Here is a 16,657-nt window from a genome sequence, read left to right as displayed (position 1 = left end):
TCCAGCGCGTTCCCCGCCCGGCCCGGGCAAAGGAACGTGAGCCGGAGAAGCCCGGAGCATGCCGCGATGTCAGATCTCTCCGCACCCCAGACCGACGCGCAGCGCCCGGCAGCGCCCCTGCCGCAGCGCAAGGGCGGGCAGGGTGCGAAGGGGCCGCTTCAGGACGTGCGCAAGCACCGCCGCTTTGCGTCGCTGCGGTCGATCGGGGCGTTGATGCTGCGCGAGATGGCGACCAGCCACGGTCGGTCGGCGGGCGGTTATCTCTGGGCGATCGCCGAACCGGTGGGCGGGATTGTCCTCTTGACGCTGATCTTCTCGGTCGGGTTCCGGGCGCCCCCGCTCGGGACCAATTTCGCGATCTTCTACGCGACGGGGGTGGTGCCGTTCATGGCCTATCTGGACCTGTCGAACAAGGTCGCGGGGTCGATCCGCTATTCCAAGTCGCTGCTGACCTATCCGGCGGTGACGTTCATGGACGCGCTGATCGCGCGCATCCTGTTCAACACCATCACCCAGGCGGTGGTGGCGGTGCTGATCTTCACGGGCATCGTGCTGATGCTGGACACGCGGACCGATCCGCAGATCCTGCAGATCGCGCTGGCCTTCGCGATGACGATCCTGATCGCCTCGGCGGTGGGGGTGATGAACTGCTTCCTCTTCGAGGCCTTCACCTGGTGGCAATCGGTCTGGAGCATCCTGATGCGGCCGCTGTTCCTGGTGTCCTGCATCTTCTTCCTGTTCGACACGATCCCGCAGCCCTATCGCGACTGGCTGTGGTGGAACCCGCTGGTTCATGTCGTCGGCCAGATGCGCAAGGCCTTCTATCCCAACTACAACGGCGATTACGTCAGCTATGCCTATGTGTTCGGTCTGGGGCTCGGGCTGTTCGCGCTTGGGCTGGCGCTGCTGCTGCGCTATCACCGCGACCTGCAGCAGGCCTGAGCGGGGATCATCCCCGCCCGGCCAGCCGGGCCAGAACCGCTTCGCGCCGCACCACGCCGCCGCCTTCCAGCGCGAGCGCGGGGCGTTCGGCCAGATGGCGCATCACCTCGCGCAGGGGCAGGTCGCGGGGCAGGCTCTGTCCGTCGGCAAGCGCGCCCTCTTCGGCGACATCCTCGGCGGTCAGCACGCCCAAGGGGTTCATGTGAGCCACGAAATCCGCCACGTAGCCGTTCACCGGCGCGGCGATGATCTGGCGCGCCGTGCCGACCTGCACGATGCGCCCGCCCTCCATCAGGGCGATGCGGTTGCCCAGCTTGAAGGCCTCGTCCAGATCGTGGCTGACAAAGATGATCGTGCGCTTGGTCCGCGCCTGAAGCTCCAGCAATTCGTCCTGCAGGCGGGCGCGGATCAGCGGGTCCAGCGCGCTGAAGGGCTCGTCCATCAAGAGGATCGGCGCCTCGGTCGCAAAGGCACGGGCAAGACCCACGCGCTGCTGCATGCCCCCCGACAGATCGCCCACCTTGCGGTCGGCCCAGTCGGTCAGGTTGACGACCGCCAGATGCCGGTCCACCACCGCCCGCCGTTCCGCCGCGGCAACGCCCGCCAGTTCAAGCCCCAGCCCCACATTGTCGCGCACGCTGCGCCAAGGCAGCAGGCCGAATTGCTGAAAGACCATCGCCACCTGACGCAGCCGGATCTCGCGCAGGGCGCGGCGGCGGGCGGCGGTCACGCTGACCATCTCGTCGCCCACGCGCAGCCGCACCTCGCCCCGGCAGACCGGGTTCAGCGCATTCACCGCCCGCAGCAGCGTGGATTTGCCCGAACCTGACAGACCCATCAGGACAAGGATCTCGCCCTCGGCCACGGTCAGGCTGCAATCGTGCACGCCGAGGACCTGCCCGGTCTCGGCCTTGATCGGGCCGCGGTCCAGCCCCTCGTCCATCAGGGGCAGGGCGCGTTCGGGATGATCGCCGAAGACGATGTTCACGCGGTCGAACTCGACGGCGATGCGGCTCATTTGCGGTTCTCCATGCGCAGCATCCTGTCCAGAAGGATCGCCACGACGACGATGACGAACCCGGCCTCGAAGCCGAGCGCGGTGTTCACGCTGTTCAGCGCGCGCACGACCGGCACGCCAAGCCCCGAGGCGCCGACCAGCGCCGCGATCACCACCATCGACAGCGACAGCATGATCGTCTGGTTCAGCCCGGCCATGATCTGGGGCAGGGCGCTTGGCAGCTCGACCTTCCACAGAAGCTGACGGCGGGTCGCGCCGAAGGCGGTCGCGGCCTCGATCAGCGCGGGCGGGGTCGAGGCGATGCCCAGCTGCGTCAGCCGGATCGGGGCGGGCAGCACGAAGATCACCGTGGCCAGAAGGCCGGGCACCATGCCGATGCCGAAAAAGACGATGGCCGGGATCAGATAGACGAAGGTCGGCAGCGTCTGCATCAGGTCTAGCACCGGCCGCATCCAGGCATAAAGCCGGGGCCGGTGCGCGGCGGCGATGCCGATCGGCACGCCGATCGCCATGCAGACGATGCAGGCCGACAGGACCAGCGTCAGCGATTGCAGCGTCTCGGTCCAGTAGCCCTGGTTGAGGATGAACAACAGCCCCGCCCCGACCAACAGGACCGGCGCGATCCGGCGCTGCAGCCCGTAGGTCAGCGCCATGGCCAGCGCGGTGAAGACCAGCGGATGAGGCGCCTGAAGCGCGGCCAGGACGCCCGCGATCAGCGCGTTCATCGCGTTCGAGATCGCATCGAAGACCGCCGCGCCATTCGCGTTCAGCCAGTCAAAGGCCGAACGCGCCGTCCGGCCGACGGGGATCTTGTTGTCGGTGATCCAGCCCAGAGGCGGGTCCAGGAAATCCATGCGCGCGTCCTTGCTTGCAGCCCGCCCGACGCCCCTTTGGCGCGCCGGGCGGCGGGCCTTATCCGGCCAGCGCCTCGGTCAGGGCGGCGTCGGCCATGTTGCCCTCGATGGTGGTCACGCCCTCCAGCCACGGCAGCGCGGCCTCGGGATTGGCCGCCAGCCAGGCGCGCGCCGCGGCCGAGGGGTCCTGCCCGTCATTGAGGATCATGCCCATCACCTCGTTCTCCATCTCCAGCGTGAATTCGAGGTTCTGCAGGAAACGGCCGACATTGGGGCAATCCTCGACATAGCCCGCGCGGGTGTTGGTGCGGACCTCGGCGCCGCCCAGATCGGGGCCGAAGATGTCGTCGCCGCCGGTCAGATAGGTCATGTCGAACTGCGCGTTCATCGGATGGGGCTCCCAGCCCAGGAACACGACGGGGCGGCCCGCATTGCTGGCCCGCTGGACCTGCGCCAGCATGCCCTGTTCGCTGGATTCCACCACCTCGAACGTGCCGAGGCCGAACTGGTCCGTCGCGATCATCTCAAGCAGCAGGCGGTTGCCGTCATTGCCCGGTTCGATCCCGTAGATGCGGCCTTCCAGCGCGTCCTTGTGTTCCGCGATCGAGGCGAAATCGGTGATCCCCAGATCGGCGCCCGCGCGGTTCGTGGCCAGCGTGTATTTCGCCCCGGTCAGGTTGGTGCGGACGGTGTCGACGGTGCCGGCTTCGGCATAGGGGGCGATGTCGGCCTCCATCGTGGGCATCCAGTTGCCCAGGAACACGTCCACATCGCCCGTCGACAGCGCCGTGTAGGTCACCGGAACCGAGAGGATTCGCGTCTCGGTCTGATAGCCCAGGGCCTCCAGAACGGTCGTGGCCAAAGCCGTCGTCGCGGTGATGTCCGACCAGCCGACATCCGAGAACACGACCCGGCTGCAATGGTCGTCGGCCAGCGCGATCGTCGGTTGGGCCAGCAGGGCAAGGGCGGCGAGGGTTGGGGCGATGCGGCGATACGTCATGGATGGCTCCCTGTTCTTGATTGGTTGATCAATTAACGCTACATGGTTCCGACAAGGCAACAAAAAACATGAGCGCTGGACGATATGCCGAAACTTGGGGCCGAGCCTATCCGAAAAGCCGCGCTGATCAACGCCACCATCTTCGAGGTGGGCCGCGCGGGGTCGCTGGACGTCACCGTCGCCCAGATCGCGCGGCGGGCGGGCATGTCGCCTGCGCTGGCGCATCACTACTTCGGATCCAAGGACCAGATGTTTCTGGCCGCGATGCGATACATCCTGCGCGTCTATGTGACCACCGTGCGAGAGGCGCTGCCCGGGCGCGGCACGCGCGGCCGGCTGGACGCGATCATCCATGCCAGCTTCGCGCCCGTGAACTTTCAGCGCGAGACGGTCAGCGCCTGGCTGAATTTCTACGCGCTGGCGCTGACCAGCCCCGAAGCCGCACGCCTGCTGCGGGTCTATCACCGGCGCCTGCGCTCGAATCTGCTGGTGGCGCTGAGGGGGCTGACGGATGACCCCGGCCGGGTGGCGGACACGCTCGGCGCGCTGATCGACGGCGTCTATCTGCGCGCGGTCCTGACGCCCGGCCCGACCGACGCCGCCGCCGCGCAGGCGGTCATCGAAACCTATCTGAACGAGGCCCTCGCATGAGCCATCCCCAAGCCCAGCCCGCAGCCAGCCTGTTCATCGACGGCCAGTTCGTCGAGGGCGAGGGCGCGGCGCTGACGGTGCGCTATCCCTTCACCGGCCAGCCCATCGCCGAACTGCGCGAGGCCAGCGCCGCGCAAGTGGCCACGGCCTGCGCCGCCGCGCGCGCCGCCCAGCCCGCCTGGGCTGCGCTGGCCCCGGTGGAAAGGGGCCGGGTTCTGGCCCGTGCTGCGGCGATCATCCTTGAACGCAACGATGAACTCGCGCGGCTCGAGACGCTGGATACCGGCAAGCCCCTGCAGGAGACGCTGGTGGCCGACTGGCCTTCGGGTGCGGCGGCGCTGGAATACTTCGCGGGCCTTGCCGCGACGCTGACCGGGCAGATGATCCCCCTGGGCCAGGACTGGGCCTATACGCGGCGCGAACCTCTTGGCGTCTGCGCGGGGATCGGGGCCTGGAACTATCCCAGCCAGATCGCCTGCTGGAAGGCCGCGCCCGCCCTGGTCATGGGCAATGCGATGGTCTTCAAGCCTTCCGAGGAAACCCCCCTTGGCGCGTTGAAACTGGCAGAGATCTTCATCGAGGCCGGTATGCCTCCCGGCATCTTCAACGTCGTCCAGGGCCGCGGAGAGGTCGGCGCGGCGCTGGTCACCGACCCCAATGTCGCCAAGGTCTCGCTGACCGGGTCGGTGCCCACGGGGCGGCGCGTCTATGCCGCCGCCGCCGAGGGGATGCGTCACGTCACGATGGAACTGGGCGGCAAGTCGCCGCTGATCGTCTTCGACGACGCCAATCTGGAACATGCCGTCAGTGCCGCGATCCTGGCGAATTTCTATTCCTCGGGGCAGATCTGCTCGAACGGGACGCGGGTCTTCCTGCAAGAGGGCATCCGCGATGCGTTCCTCGACCGTCTGGCCGAACGCGTGCGGCAGGCCCGGATGGGCGATCCGCTGGACCCTGCGACCAACCACGGCCCGATCATCAATCCCGCGCAGGCCGCCAAGATCCGCGAGGCCATCGCGGGCGGCATCGCTGCCGGCGCGCGGCTGGTCTGCGGCGGGCCGGGCGAGGGGGCGTTCATCCCGCCCACCGTTCTTGCCGATGCCAGCGACGACATGGCCATCGCCAGCGACGAGATCTTCGGCCCGGTCCTGACCGCGCTGACCTTCCATGACGAAACCGAAGTGATCGCGCGCGCCAACAGGACGGGCTTCGGCCTGGCCGCCGGGGTCTTCACGCAGGACCTGACCCGCGCGCATCGGGTCATCGCGCAGCTCGAGGCAGGGACCTGCTGGATCAACACCTACAACCTGACGCCGGTCGAGATGCCCTTTGGCGGCGTCAAGCTGTCGGGCCTGGGCCGCGAGAACTCCGCCGCCGCCATCGAGCATTATTCGCAACTGAAATCCGTCTATGTCGGGATGGGAGGCGTCGATGCACCCTATTGATCTGCCGAAGGCCGCCGGAGACGCCGATTACGTCATCATCGGCGCAGGCAGCGCCGGCTGCGCCCTGGCCTACCGTCTGACCGAGGCGGGCCGCAGCGTCACGCTGATCGAGTTCGGCGGCAGCGATATCGGCCCCTTCATCCAGATGCCGGGCGCGCTGTCCTATCCGATGAACATGAGCCGCTATGATTGGGGCTTCGCCAGCCAGCCCGAACCCCATCTGGGCGGCCGCCGTCTGGCCACGCCGCGCGGCAAGGTGCTGGGCGGGTCGTCCTCGATCAACGGGATGGTCTTCGTGCGCGGCAATCCGGCCGATTTCGACCATTGGGCCGAGACGGGTGCGACCGGCTGGGACTATGCTGGCGTGCTGCCCTATTTCAAGCGGATGGAGACCTGGCACGGGGATCCGACCGGGGCGCAGACCTCGCCCTGGCGCGGGACGGACGGGCCGCTGCACATCACGCGCGGCAAGCGCAAGAACCCGCTGTTCAACGCCTTCATCGAGGCCGGCCAGCAGGCCGGCTGGCCCCGCACCGACGATTACAACGGCGAGCAGCAGGAAGGCTTCGGCCCGATGGAGGCCACGATCTGGAAGGGCCGCCGCTGGTCCGCCGCCAATGCCTATCTGCGCCCCGCAAGGCGCACCGGCCTTCTGACGATCGTGCGCGGCCTTGCCCGCCGCGTGCTGATCGCCGATGGCCGCGCCATCGGGGTCGAGCTTGACCGCGGGGGGCAGGTCCAGGCGGTCGTGGCGCGCCGCGAGGTGATCGTCTCGGCCAGTTCGATCAACACGCCCAAGATCCTGATGCTGTCGGGGATCGGTCCCGCCGATCACCTGCGCCAGCACGGTATCACGCCTGTCGCCGGCCGGCCCGGCGTGGGCGCGAACCTTCAGGATCACCTCGAAATCTACATGCAGTACAAGTCACTGAAGCCGGTGACGCTGTATACCTATTACAACCTGCTGGGCAAAAGCCGGGTGGGCGTGGAGTGGCTGCTGCAGAAGACGGGCCTGGGCGCCTCGAACCAGTTCGAGAGCTGCGGCTTCATCCGGTCCTCGGATGCGGTGGATTATCCCGACATCCAGTATCATTTCCTGCCGCTGGCCGTGCGCTATGACGGCAAGGCGGCCGCCAAGGGGCACGGCTTTCAGGCCCATGTCGGCCCGATGCGGTCGAAATCGCGCGGCACGATCCGGCTGGCCTCGGGCGATCCCGCCGCTGCGCCCGAGATCCGCTTCAACTACATGTCCCATCCCGATGACTGGGCCGAATTTCGGGCCTGCGTGCGCCATACCCGCAAGATCTTCGGCCAGCCTGCCTTTGCCGAATATCGCGGCGACGAGATCCAGCCCGGCGACGGGGTCCAGACCGACGAGCAGATCGACGCCTTCATCCGCGAGCATGCGGAATCGGCCTATCACCCCTGCGGCAGCGCGCGGATGGGCGCGGCGACCGATCCGATGGCGGTGGTCGATCCCGAATTGCGCGTGATCGGTGTGGACAATCTGCGGGTCGCGGACAGTTCGATCTTTCCGCGCATCACCAATGGCAACCTGAACGCGCCCTCGATCATGACCGGCGAAAAGGCCGCCGACCATATCCTGGGCCGGATCGCGCTGGCCGATCCCGAACAGCCGCTGGCGGCGCAATAGGCCGGTCCGCGCCCGCCGGTCGCGGACGCGCCAAGCCTGTCACGAATCCTGGCGGATCGTCTGGATCGTGGCGCCTAGGCCCGCGCGGGGCAGGCCGCGCAGCATCTCGTCACCGATGATGAAGGTGGGCGTGCCCTGGATCGCCATCGTCTCGGCCAGCTGGCGGTTGGCGCGTAGCACGTCGGTCACCGGATCGGTGTTCATGCGGTTCAGCACGGGCTCGGCCTCGACCCCGATCCGGCCGGCCAGCGCGGCAAGGCTGTCGACGGTGATCGTGCCACGCATCTCCATCAGCGCATCATGGGCGGCGAGATAGGCGTCGTCGCCCGCGATCTGGTGGACCGCGATGGCAAAGCGCGAGGCAAGCTCGCTTTCCTGCCCGAGGATCGGAAATTCCTTCAGGATCAGCCGGGTATTGCCATCCTGCTCGACGGCGGCCATCACGTCGGCGGCGGCCTGGCGGCAGACGCCGCAGCGATAATCGATGAATTCGACCACGGTAAGGTCGCCATCGGGATTGCCTCCGACCCAGCTATGACCGTCCTCGAAGATCGCCGCGCGGTTGGCGGCGACCAGCGCGCGGTCGTTCTGGACGCTCATCTCGGCCTGGCGCGCCTCGAGCACGTTGATCGCCTCGACCAGGACCTGCGGGTTCTCCATCAGATAGGCGCGCACGGCTTCGCCGAAGGCGTCGCGTTCGGTCTCGGACATGGCCGAGAGGTCCAGAGCCGAGGCGGGGGTCGCGGCCAGAAGCAGCGCGGCGATCAGGCGTTTCATGGCGGTCTTTTCCCTGTTCCGTCTGGCCGCAACTTGTGCGCTCGGGCGCGCAAAGGCAAGACGGGCGCGGCGGAAAGGAACTGGTCTGGCGGGCTAGGGCGCGCTAAACCGCAGGAAAAAGGCGAAGGGGCAGGCGGATGCGGCAATCGGACCGGGGTCAGGTGGACCCGTTCATCGTGATGGATGTGATGGAGGCCGCCGCGCGCGCCGAGGCCGCGGGCCGCCACATCATCCACATGGAGGTCGGCCAGCCCGGCACCCCCGCCCCCGAAGGCGCCCGCCGCGCGCTGGCCCAGGCGCTTGAGCAGCCCTTGGGCTATACGGTCGCGCTTGGCCTGCCCGCCCTGCGGCAGGGGATCGCGGACCTTTACCGGCGCTGGTACGGGGTCGATCTGGACCCGGCGCGGGTCGTTGTCACGCCGGGCAGCAGCGGTGCGTTCATCCTGGCCTTCTCGGCGCTGTTCGATGCGGGCGACCGCGTGGCGATGGGCTTTCCGGGCTATCCCAGCTATCGCCAGATCCTGCGGGCCATGTCGCTGGAGCCGGTCGGCATCCCGACGCGCCCCGAGGACCGCTACCAGCCCCGCCCCGAGGATCTTCCCGAAGCCGAAGGGCTGATCCTGGCCTCGCCCGGCAATCCGTCGGGCACGGTGCTGACCGCGCCGGAACTGGCCGCCCTGTCGCAGGCGGCGCAGAGACGCGGGATGGCCCTGATCTCGGACGAGATCTACCATGGCCTCTCCTATGGCGGGCGCTGCGTCTCGGCGCTCGAGGTGACTGATGAGGTCTTCGTCATCAACTCGTTCAGCAAGTATTTCTCGATGACCGGCTGGCGGGTCGGCTGGATGGTCGTCCCCGAGCCGATGATCCGCACGGTCGAGCGCCTGGCCCAGAACCTGTTCATCTGCCCGCCCCATGCCAGCCAGGTGGCCGCGCTGGCGGCACTGGACTGTATCGAGGAAGCGCAGGCAAACCTTTCTGTCTACGCGGAAAATCGGCGCCTGATGCTGGAGGGTCTGCCGGGCGCGGGCTTTCACCGCATCGCCCTGCCGGAAGGCGCGTTCTACATCTATGCCGATGTCACGGATATCACGCAGGATTCCGTGGCCTTCGCCGCCGAGATCCTTGAGCGCGCCGGAGTCGCCGTGACGCCGGGTCTGGATTTCGACCCGATGCGCGGTCGGCGCACGCTGCGCTTCAGCTATGCCCGCGCGACCGCCGACATCGCCGAAGGGCTGGCGCGGCTGGAAAGGTTCATGGCCACGCGATGATCCGCGCCCTGTTGCAGATCCGCGCCCTGCTGATGGCCTTTGGGCTTGCGCTGGTCTTGGCGCTGCCGCTGGCCGCGCAAGAGGCGGCGCGGCTGGATCTGGGCGCATCCTCGCTGACCCGGACCGAGCGCGGCTGGTGGCAGACCTTGTTCGGCCAGCCCTCGCTGGACCTGACGCTGGCGCTGGACCGGGCCGTGCCCTATCGGGTCTTTCTGGTGGGCGAGCCCGCGCGGCTGGTGGTCGATCTGAAGGGCGTCGATCTGTCGGGCCAGAGGCCCGGGGACCTGTTCGGCCATGACCTTGTCCCGGCCGTGCGATGGGGCGTCTTTCAGCCGGGATGGTCGCGGGTCGTGGTGGAACTGCCCGGCCCCTACCGCATCGCCAAGGCGGGCAAGGCCTCGGGGGGCGCGCAGCCGCGCATCGCGATCCGCCTGCATCCCGTCGCCGAGGCCGATTTCGCGCCCCGTCCCTCGGCCGCGGCGGCATTGCGCGATCTGCCGGACCCGGCCGAGCTGCCGCCCCCCGGGTCGCGGTCCGCAGCGCTGACGGTGATGCTGGATCCCGGCCATGGCGGCTTTGATCCCGGCGCGCAGGTGGACGGCGAATCCGAGGCGGCGCTGGTCCTGGCCTTCGGTCTGGAACTGCGCGCAGAACTGCAGCGGCGGGGCGTGAACGTGCAGATGACGCGGGACCGGGATGTCTATGTCGGCCTGCAGGCCCGGCTGACCATGGCGCGTCAGGCGGGCGCGGACCTGTTCCTGTCGCTTCATGCCGATGCGCTGCCGCAGGGCCATGCGGCGGGGGCGACGGTCTATGTCTGGAACCCCTCGGCCGACGACCGGGCGGCGGCGCAGCTGGCGCTGCGTCACGAACGCCACGACATGCTGCGCGGCATGGACCTGACCGGACAGGATGACCAGCTTGCTGCCGTGATGATGGATTTCGCCCGCACCGACACGCAGCCCCGGTCCGAGGCCTTCGCACGCATCCTGACCTCGCGCATGGCGCTGATGGGGATCGGGCTGCATGGCCGCCCGGTTCAGGGTGCCGCATTTTCGGTGCTGAAATCGCCCGACATTCCCTCGGCGCTGCTGGAACTGGGCTTCCTGTCGGACGAGACCGACCGTGCCAACCTGACCGATCCCTTGTGGCGCGCGCGCATGGTCGAGGCCGTGGCCGATGCCGTCACCGGATGGTGGGCGGACGAGGCCGCGCGGGCGGGCCTTCTGCGCCGCTGAGCCTGCGGCAGCGCGGCAATCGTGTTTTGACCGGCGCGCCGGCGGGGTCTATAGACGGGGCAATCTCCTGAAAGGCCCCCTCCGTCGTGTTTCGCAGCATCCTTTCCTTTTTCGGCGCGATCTTTTCGTGGTTCGTGACCGCGGGCATCTTCGTCGCGCTGACCCTCGGCGCGGTCTTCTGGATCTATTCCCGCGACCTGCCCAGCCACGAGACGCTGGCGCAATACACGCCCAAGACCATCAGCCGGATCTATTCCTCCGAAGGGCAGCTGATCGACGAATTCGCCGAGGAACGGCGCATCTTCGTGCCCATCGACGAGGTGCCGGACCTGATCGTGCAGGCCTTCATCAGCGCCGAGGACAAGAACTTCTTCCATCATCCGGGCTATGACCTGCGCGGCATCCTATCGGCGGCCTACGAGGCGGTCGCCTCGCGCGGCAGCAGCGTGCGCGGCGCCTCGACCATCACGCAGCAGGTGATGAAGAACTTCCTTCTGTCCAGCGACCGCAGCATCGAACGCAAGGTGAAGGAGCTGATCCTGGCCGCGCGGCTGGAGAACACGCTGGCCAAGGACCAGATCCTGGAACTCTATCTGAACGAGATCTTCCTGGGCCAGAACAGCTTCGGTGTGGCGGCGGCGGCGCAGACCTATTTCAACAAGTCCCTGTCCGAACTGGCGCCCCACGAGGCCGCGATGCTGGCCGCTTTGCCGCAGGCGCCGGGACGGCTGCATCCGGTCCGCGCCAAGGAGCGTCTGACCGACCGGCGCAATTACGTGCTGCGCGAGATGTGGCATAACGGCTATCTGGACGAGGAGACCTTTCGCGCCGAGGCCGCCCAGCCCCTGCGCAGCGTCCAGAACGGCGACTTTCCCGGCTTTCAGAGCCAGCTTCCCGCGCGCGACTACTTCACCGACGAGATCCGCCGCCAGCTGAGCCGCGAATTCGGCCGCGAGGAATTCTTCGGCGGCGGCCTGACGATCCGCGCCACCGTCGATCCCGACCTGCAATCCGAGGCCGCGACCGCACTGCAGCGCGCGCTGGAGGATTATGACCGTGGCCGGGGCGTCTGGCGCGGCACGGGCGAGGTGATCGACCCGTCCCTGCTGCGCGACGAGGCGTCGTGGCGCGGGGCATTGTGGGAATTGCGCCTGCCGCGCGACATTCCCGGCTGGCGCCCGGCCGTCGTGCTGGCCATCGAGGGCAGCCGCGCCCGCATCGGCATCGAGGGCATCGCCGAAGAGCCCGAAGGCCACTGGATCCCTGCCGAAGACGTGACTTGGGCGCGCCGGCTGGACCGTGAGACGGGCAGTCTGGGGCCGCGCGCGCAGGGCGCGGGCGATCTGGTCCGGGTGGGCGAGGCCGTGCTGGTCCGCGCCGTCACGCGCGACAGCGATGGCGGCTTCGTCCGCTGGTCGCTGCGTCAGGTCCCCGAGATCCAGGGCGGCTTCATGGCGATGGACGTCAATACCGGCCGGGTCCTCGCGATGCAGGGCGGGTTCTCTTATCAATCCTCAGTCTTCAACCGGGCGACACAGGCGCAGCGCCAGCCGGGATCGAGCTTCAAGCCCTTCGTCTATGCGGCGGCTCTGGACAACAACTACACCCCCGCGACGATCGTCGTGGACGAGCCGATCCGCATCAACACGCCCCAGGGCCTGTGGGAGCCCAAGAACGCCTCGGGGCGGCATTACGGGCCGACCTCGCTGCGGACCGGGATCGAGCAGTCGCGCAACCTGATGACGATCCGCATCGCCGACAATATCGGGATGGAGCAGGTGGCCGAATATGCCGAGCGTTTCGGCGTCTATGACCGGCTGCAACCCTTCCTCGCCAACGCGCTTGGCGCGCAGGAGACGACCTTGTTCCGCATGGTCGCGGCCTATGCGATGTTCGCCAATGGCGGCGAGCGGGTCGAGCCCACGCTGGTCGACCGCGTGCAGGACCGGCGCGGGCGCACCGTCTATCGCCATGACCGCCGCGTCTGCCAGACCTGCGGCATGCAGGCCTTGCCCGCAGGCGCCGCGCCGGTGATCGAAAGCAACCGCGAGCGGGTGATGGACGCGATCACCGCCTATCAGCTGACCTCGATGCTGGAGGGCGCGGTGACGCGCGGCTCCGGTTCGGGGGTGAACCTGCCCGTGCCCATCGCGGGCAAGACCGGGACCACCAACGACGCCAAGGATGTGTGGTTCATCGGCTATTCCAGCAACATCGTGGCGGGCTGCTATCTGGGCTTCGACCAGCCACGGACGCTTGGCAGCAACGCCTTCGGCGGCACGCTCTGCGTTCCGGTCTTCAACGCCTTCATGCGGGCGGCGGTGGCGGAATATGGCGGCACGGCCTTCCGCGTGCCGCCGGGCGGCTACTGGGTCAAGATCGACCGGGTGACAGGCCAGCGCCTGCCGGATGACGCGACGGGCCCGAACGTCATCGCGGAATATTTCCGCCAGGGCGCCGACCCGAACTGGGGCGCGCCCTTGGTCGTGACCGGCTTCGGCGACGGCCCGGTCATCCTGCCCTGGGAGGCGGGCGCCGATTCGCGGGCCTCGACCTCGATCACCACGTCGACCGGCGAACGGCGCGTGATTCCCAGCCGCACCGATTTCGGAACGATGTCCTCGGGCGGGCTCTACTGAGGCCGGTTTCAGCGGGGCGGGCCGTCGCTTGCGTCCCGCGCTGGCGCGGGGGGCATGCTGCCCCCCGCACCCCCCGGCCCGGCGCTGTGGGCCAGGTTGCGCGAGGCCTCGTCGGTCGGCCTGCGGGTGCTGCGTTCCGCCAGGATCCCGACCAGCCACAGGATCAGAAGCCCCATCAGCGCGGCGATCACCGCCAGAGTCCCCCGGCCCGTGCCGGCCGCCAGACCGATGGCACCCGCAAGCCACATCGAGGCGCCCGTCGTCACGCCGCGCACCGTCCCGCCATTGAGGATGATCGAACCCGCCGCCAGGAAGGCGACGCCGGCCGTCACCGCCTCGATCAGGCGCAGGGGATCGACCTGCATCGAGGCATCCTCGTCAGCCCGCAGATAGGTCAGCTCCATCGCGATCAGCGTGAAGAGCGCCGCCGCCAGCGAAATCAGCATATGCGTCCGCAACCCCGCCGCATGGGCGCTGCGCTCGCGTTCCCAGCCAAGGGCCGCGCCGAGGGCCATCGCCAGCGCCAGCCGGGCCGCGGCGACGGCAAGGCTGGTGGATTGCAGGGGCATGAACAGGTCGTCGAGGATCGCGGGCATGATGGGGTTCCCTTGGGGTGGGCCGTGATGGCGTGGCTGAACGCCGCAGGATCGCGTGCGGTTGCGCCGCCCTTGCCGATGCGGCGCGGCCGGGGTATCACCCCTGACCTGACGCCAGACCGAAGGAAGCCTGCCCATGCGCGCCGAGACGCAGTCCACGATCGAAGCCATCCGCCGTTCGCTGGCGCTGCTGGGGCAGCGGCTTGACTGGACGACCGCGCCGCACCGTCTGGAAGAGATGAACGCCATGATCGAGGATGGCGACCTGTGGTCCGACCCGGCCCGCGCGCAGAAGCTGATGCGGGAGCGACAGTCGCTGTCCGACGCGATCGAGACCTATCGCCGGATCGAGGGCGATCTGGCCGCCAATGCCGAGATGGTCGAACTGGCCGAGGCCGAGGGCGATGCCGAACTGGTCGCCGAGGCCGAGGCGAACCTGAAGGAACTGGCCAAGCTGGCCGCGCAGAAAGAGCTTGAGGCGCTGCTGAACGGCGAGGCCGACGGCAACGACACCTTCCTCGAGATCAACGCGGGCGCGGGCGGCACGGAAAGCTGCGACTGGGCCTCGATGCTGGCGCGCATGTATGTGCGTTGGGCCGAGAAAAAGGGCTACGAGGTCGAGCTGCTGTCGGAAACCTCGGGCGACGAGGCGGGCATCCGCAGCGCGGCCTACAAGATCACCGGGCACAACGCCTATGGCTGGCTGAAATCGGAATCGGGCGTGCACCGGCTGGTGCGGATCAGCCCCTATGACAGCGCGGCGCGGCGCCACACCTCGTTCAGCAGCGTCTGGGTCTATCCGGTCGTCGACGACAACATCGAGATCGAGGTCCCCGACCGCGACATCCGCATCGACACCTACCGCTCGTCCGGGGCGGGCGGGCAGCACGTCAACACGACCGACTCGGCGGTGCGGATCACGCACCTGCCCACCGGCATCGTCGTGACCAGTTCCGAGAAGTCGCAGCACCAGAACCGCGCGAACGCCATGGCGGCGCTGAAGGCGCGGCTGTATCAGATGGAGCTGGACAAGCGCAATGCCGAGATCAATGCGCAGCACGCCGCCAAGGGCGAGGCGGGCTGGGGCAACCAGATCCGGTCCTATGTGCTGCATCCCTATCAGATGGTGAAAGACCTGCGGACCTCGGAAGAGACGTCTGACACGCAGGGCGTTCTGGACGGCGATCTGGACCGGTTCATGGCCGCCACGCTGGCGCTGGACGTCGCCGGCAAGAGCCGCGCCGAGGCTCAGGCCGAGGACTGAGGCCCTGCACTGCCCCACGGGACGCTGCGCCGCAGCGGAAACCCGTGGAACTTGCCCGGATGCCCGTCGCTTCCTACAATGCTGCAACTGCAACATGAGGCAAAGGGCACGGCGATGGCGATGAAGGACAAGCAGATCAACCTGGCCCTTCAGGGTGGCGGCGCGCATGGCGCCTATACTTGGGGCGTTCTGGACCGGCTGCTGGACGAGCATTGGCTGCACATCTCTGCCATTACCGGGGCCTCGGCCGGGGCGCTGAACGGGGCGGCGCTGAAGGCGGGGCTGGCGGTCAATCCGGGCGTCTCGGGCCGGCGGGCGGCACGCGAGAACCTTGACGCCCTGTGGTCCGAGGTCGGCGCCATGAGCGACAACCGGATGGTCCGCTGGATGCAGTCGCTGATGCCGATGACCAAGGGTCTGCAACGCTGGACCGAAATGGTCTCGCCCGCCGCATGGCTGGACAATCTGACCCGGCTGATCAGCCCCTATGATTACGGCCCCTTTTACGTCAACCCGCTCGGGCCGCTGCTGCGCGAACTGCCCTATCCGCATTTCGCCACGACCGAGGGGCCGGAACTGTTTGTCTCGGCCACGAATGTCCGGACGGGCGCGATCCGTGTCTTCACCGGGGAACAGGCCAGCGTCGATGCCGTCCTGGCCTCGGCCTGCCTGCCGACCCTGTTTCAGGCGATCGAGATCGCGGACCCGGTCACCGGGCAGGTCGACGCCTATTGGGATGGCGGATTTGCGGGCAACCCGGCGCTTTATCCGCTCTACAAGGCGCGCTTTCCGCGCGACATCGTGATCGTGGCGATCAATCCGCTGGTTCGCTGCGCGCTGCCGCGCACGCCGGTCGAGATCTCGGACCGCGTGAACGAGATCAGCTTCAACGCCTCGCTTCTGTCGCAGCTGCGCGCGATCAATTTCGTCAAGGAATTGTTCGCCGAGAACCGCCTGACCGACAAGGCGATGAAGAACGTCCTGGTCCACATGATCATCGACGACGCGCTGATGACCGACCTGACGGCCCGGTCCAAGCTGATGCCGCGCCCCGGCATGCTGGACCGGATGAAGGCGGCGGGACAGGCCGCCGCCGATGCCTTCCTGACCGAGCATGCCGACAAGCTGAACGAGACCGACAGTTTCGACCTGTCGCAGCTTTTTGCCGGGATGATCGCGCGTTAGGCTCCAGACTCATTGATCGTCAAAGCCAGAAGATGACGGTTGCGGCGAGGGCGACGGCGGAGAGGAAGGTTTTCGCACATCTGTCGTAGCGGGTCGCGACGCGGCGCCAGTCCTTCAGCCTGC

The 16,657-nt window shown here is 68.0% G+C and carries 14 protein-coding genes and 1 pseudogene; 9 read left to right on the top strand and 6 right to left on the bottom strand.

The features are described 5' to 3' along the window. Positions 1-66: 66 nt before the first annotated feature. Positions 67-942 carry an ABC transporter permease gene (locus tag QAR72_RS07980; protein WP_304616839.1) on the top strand — a complete coding sequence of 292 codons (876 nt, stop codon included), beginning with the start codon at positions 67-69 and terminating at the stop codon, positions 940-942. 7 nt (positions 943-949) lie between these two features. On the opposite strand, the gene choV is transcribed toward QAR72_RS07980, so the two are convergent. The 3 genes from choV to choX are packed head-to-tail and all read right to left on the bottom strand — an operon-like array spanning position 950 to position 3,814. After that, positions 950-1,960, bottom strand: a complete 1,011-nt coding sequence (gene choV, locus QAR72_RS07975) for a choline ABC transporter ATP-binding protein (protein WP_304616838.1) — start codon at positions 1,958-1,960, stop codon at positions 950-952. Beyond that, positions 1,957-2,814, bottom strand: coding sequence for a choline ABC transporter permease subunit (choW, locus tag QAR72_RS07970; protein ID WP_304616837.1), 858 nt, complete (start codon positions 2,812-2,814; stop codon positions 1,957-1,959). Before choW ends, choV begins: the two co-directional genes overlap by 4 nt. 58 nt (positions 2,815-2,872) lie before the next feature. Further along, on the bottom strand, positions 2,873-3,814 hold the full coding sequence (gene choX / locus QAR72_RS07965) for a choline ABC transporter substrate-binding protein (protein ID WP_304616836.1): 942 nt from the start codon (positions 3,812-3,814) through the stop codon (positions 2,873-2,875). 84 nt (positions 3,815-3,898) lie between these two features. Here choX and betI point away from each other — a divergent pair, with 84 nt between their 5' ends. From betI to betA, 3 genes are read left to right on the top strand one after another with little or no spacing between them, the layout of a single operon-like run. Then, entirely contained in the window at positions 3,899-4,465 is a 567-nt protein-coding gene (gene betI, locus QAR72_RS07960) for a choline-binding transcriptional repressor BetI (RefSeq protein ID WP_304616835.1), read from the top strand. After that, the gene (gene betB / locus QAR72_RS07955; protein WP_304616834.1) at positions 4,462-5,910 is read left to right on the top strand and encodes a betaine-aldehyde dehydrogenase; all 1,449 of its coding nucleotides are present in this window, start codon (positions 4,462-4,464) and stop codon (positions 5,908-5,910) included. The genes betI and betB overlap by 4 nt, the downstream gene beginning before the upstream one ends. Beyond that, the gene (gene betA / locus QAR72_RS07950; protein ID WP_304616833.1) at positions 5,897-7,564 is read left to right on the top strand and encodes a choline dehydrogenase; all 1,668 of its coding nucleotides are present in this window, start codon (positions 5,897-5,899) and stop codon (positions 7,562-7,564) included. Before betB ends, betA begins: the two co-directional genes overlap by 14 nt. Before the next feature lie 39 nt (positions 7,565-7,603). On the opposite strand, the gene QAR72_RS07945 is transcribed toward betA, so the two are convergent. Then, entirely contained in the window at positions 7,604-8,341 is a 738-nt protein-coding gene (locus QAR72_RS07945) for a DsbA family protein (RefSeq protein ID WP_304616832.1), read from the bottom strand. A 137-nt stretch (positions 8,342-8,478) separates the two neighbouring features. On the opposite strand from QAR72_RS07945, the gene QAR72_RS07940 reads away from it, so the two are divergent. From QAR72_RS07940 to QAR72_RS07930, 3 genes are all read left to right on the top strand, one after another. Further along, a complete protein-coding gene (locus QAR72_RS07940; RefSeq protein ID WP_304616831.1) occupies positions 8,479-9,612 on the top strand; it encodes a pyridoxal phosphate-dependent aminotransferase in 1,134 nt (377 codons plus the stop codon). Then, positions 9,609-10,850 carry an N-acetylmuramoyl-L-alanine amidase gene (locus QAR72_RS07935; RefSeq protein ID WP_304616830.1) on the top strand — a complete coding sequence of 414 codons (1,242 nt, stop codon included), beginning with the start codon at positions 9,609-9,611 and terminating at the stop codon, positions 10,848-10,850. The genes QAR72_RS07940 and QAR72_RS07935 overlap by 4 nt, the downstream gene beginning before the upstream one ends. A gap of 86 nt (positions 10,851-10,936) precedes the next feature. After that, entirely contained in the window at positions 10,937-13,489 is a 2,553-nt protein-coding gene (locus tag QAR72_RS07930; RefSeq protein WP_304616829.1) for a penicillin-binding protein 1A, read from the top strand. A gap of 8 nt (positions 13,490-13,497) precedes the next feature. On the opposite strand, the gene QAR72_RS07925 is transcribed toward QAR72_RS07930, so the two are convergent. Then, positions 13,498-14,085, bottom strand: a complete 588-nt coding sequence (locus QAR72_RS07925; RefSeq protein WP_304616828.1) for an MgtC/SapB family protein — start codon at positions 14,083-14,085, stop codon at positions 13,498-13,500. A 136-nt stretch (positions 14,086-14,221) separates the two neighbouring features. Between QAR72_RS07925 and prfB the strand changes: the two genes are divergently transcribed. Then, positions 14,222-15,349, top strand: coding sequence for a peptide chain release factor 2 (gene prfB / locus QAR72_RS07920; RefSeq protein WP_304616827.1), 1,128 nt, complete (start codon positions 14,222-14,224; stop codon positions 15,347-15,349). 78 nt (positions 15,350-15,427) lie between these two features. Beyond that, on the top strand, positions 15,428-16,534 hold the full coding sequence (locus QAR72_RS07915; protein ID WP_304616826.1) for a patatin-like phospholipase family protein: 1,107 nt from the start codon (positions 15,428-15,430) through the stop codon (positions 16,532-16,534). Positions 16,535-16,553: 19 nt separating this feature from the next. Here QAR72_RS07915 and QAR72_RS07910 read toward each other — a convergent pair. Continuing rightward, positions 16,554-16,657 (bottom strand): annotated as a pseudogene (locus QAR72_RS07910) (IS5/IS1182 family transposase); the annotation flags it as partial.

This window comes from Paracoccus sp. (in: a-proteobacteria) (assembly GCF_030604785.1).
GTDB lineage: Bacteria > Pseudomonadota > Alphaproteobacteria > Rhodobacterales > Rhodobacteraceae > Paracoccus.
This window is presented reverse-complemented; position numbering and strand designations above follow the sequence as displayed.

Excerpts from the sequence above, each read along its gene's own strand:
- QAR72_RS07980 (WP_304616839.1), top strand. The coding sequence starts at position 67 with ATGTCAGATCTCTCCGCACCCCAGACCGACGCGCAGCGCCCGGCAGCG.
- choV (WP_304616838.1), bottom strand. The coding sequence starts at position 1,960 with ATGAGCCGCATCGCCGTCGAGTTCGACCGCGTGAACATCGTCTTCGGC.
- choW (WP_304616837.1), bottom strand. The coding sequence starts at position 2,814 with ATGGATTTCCTGGACCCGCCTCTGGGCTGGATCACCGACAACAAGATC.
- choX (WP_304616836.1), bottom strand. The coding sequence starts at position 3,814 with ATGACGTATCGCCGCATCGCCCCAACCCTCGCCGCCCTTGCCCTGCTG.
- betI (WP_304616835.1), top strand. The coding sequence starts at position 3,899 with ATGCCGAAACTTGGGGCCGAGCCTATCCGAAAAGCCGCGCTGATCAAC.
- betB (WP_304616834.1), top strand. The coding sequence starts at position 4,462 with ATGAGCCATCCCCAAGCCCAGCCCGCAGCCAGCCTGTTCATCGACGGC.
- betA (WP_304616833.1), top strand. The coding sequence starts at position 5,897 with ATGCACCCTATTGATCTGCCGAAGGCCGCCGGAGACGCCGATTACGTC.
- QAR72_RS07945 (WP_304616832.1), bottom strand. The coding sequence starts at position 8,341 with ATGAAACGCCTGATCGCCGCGCTGCTTCTGGCCGCGACCCCCGCCTCG.
- QAR72_RS07940 (WP_304616831.1), top strand. The coding sequence starts at position 8,479 with ATGCGGCAATCGGACCGGGGTCAGGTGGACCCGTTCATCGTGATGGAT.
- QAR72_RS07935 (WP_304616830.1), top strand. The coding sequence starts at position 9,609 with ATGATCCGCGCCCTGTTGCAGATCCGCGCCCTGCTGATGGCCTTTGGG.
- QAR72_RS07925 (WP_304616828.1), bottom strand. The coding sequence starts at position 14,085 with ATGCCCGCGATCCTCGACGACCTGTTCATGCCCCTGCAATCCACCAGC.
- prfB (WP_304616827.1), top strand. The coding sequence starts at position 14,222 with ATGCGCGCCGAGACGCAGTCCACGATCGAAGCCATCCGCCGTTCGCTG.
- QAR72_RS07915 (WP_304616826.1), top strand. The coding sequence starts at position 15,428 with ATGCTGCAACTGCAACATGAGGCAAAGGGCACGGCGATGGCGATGAAG.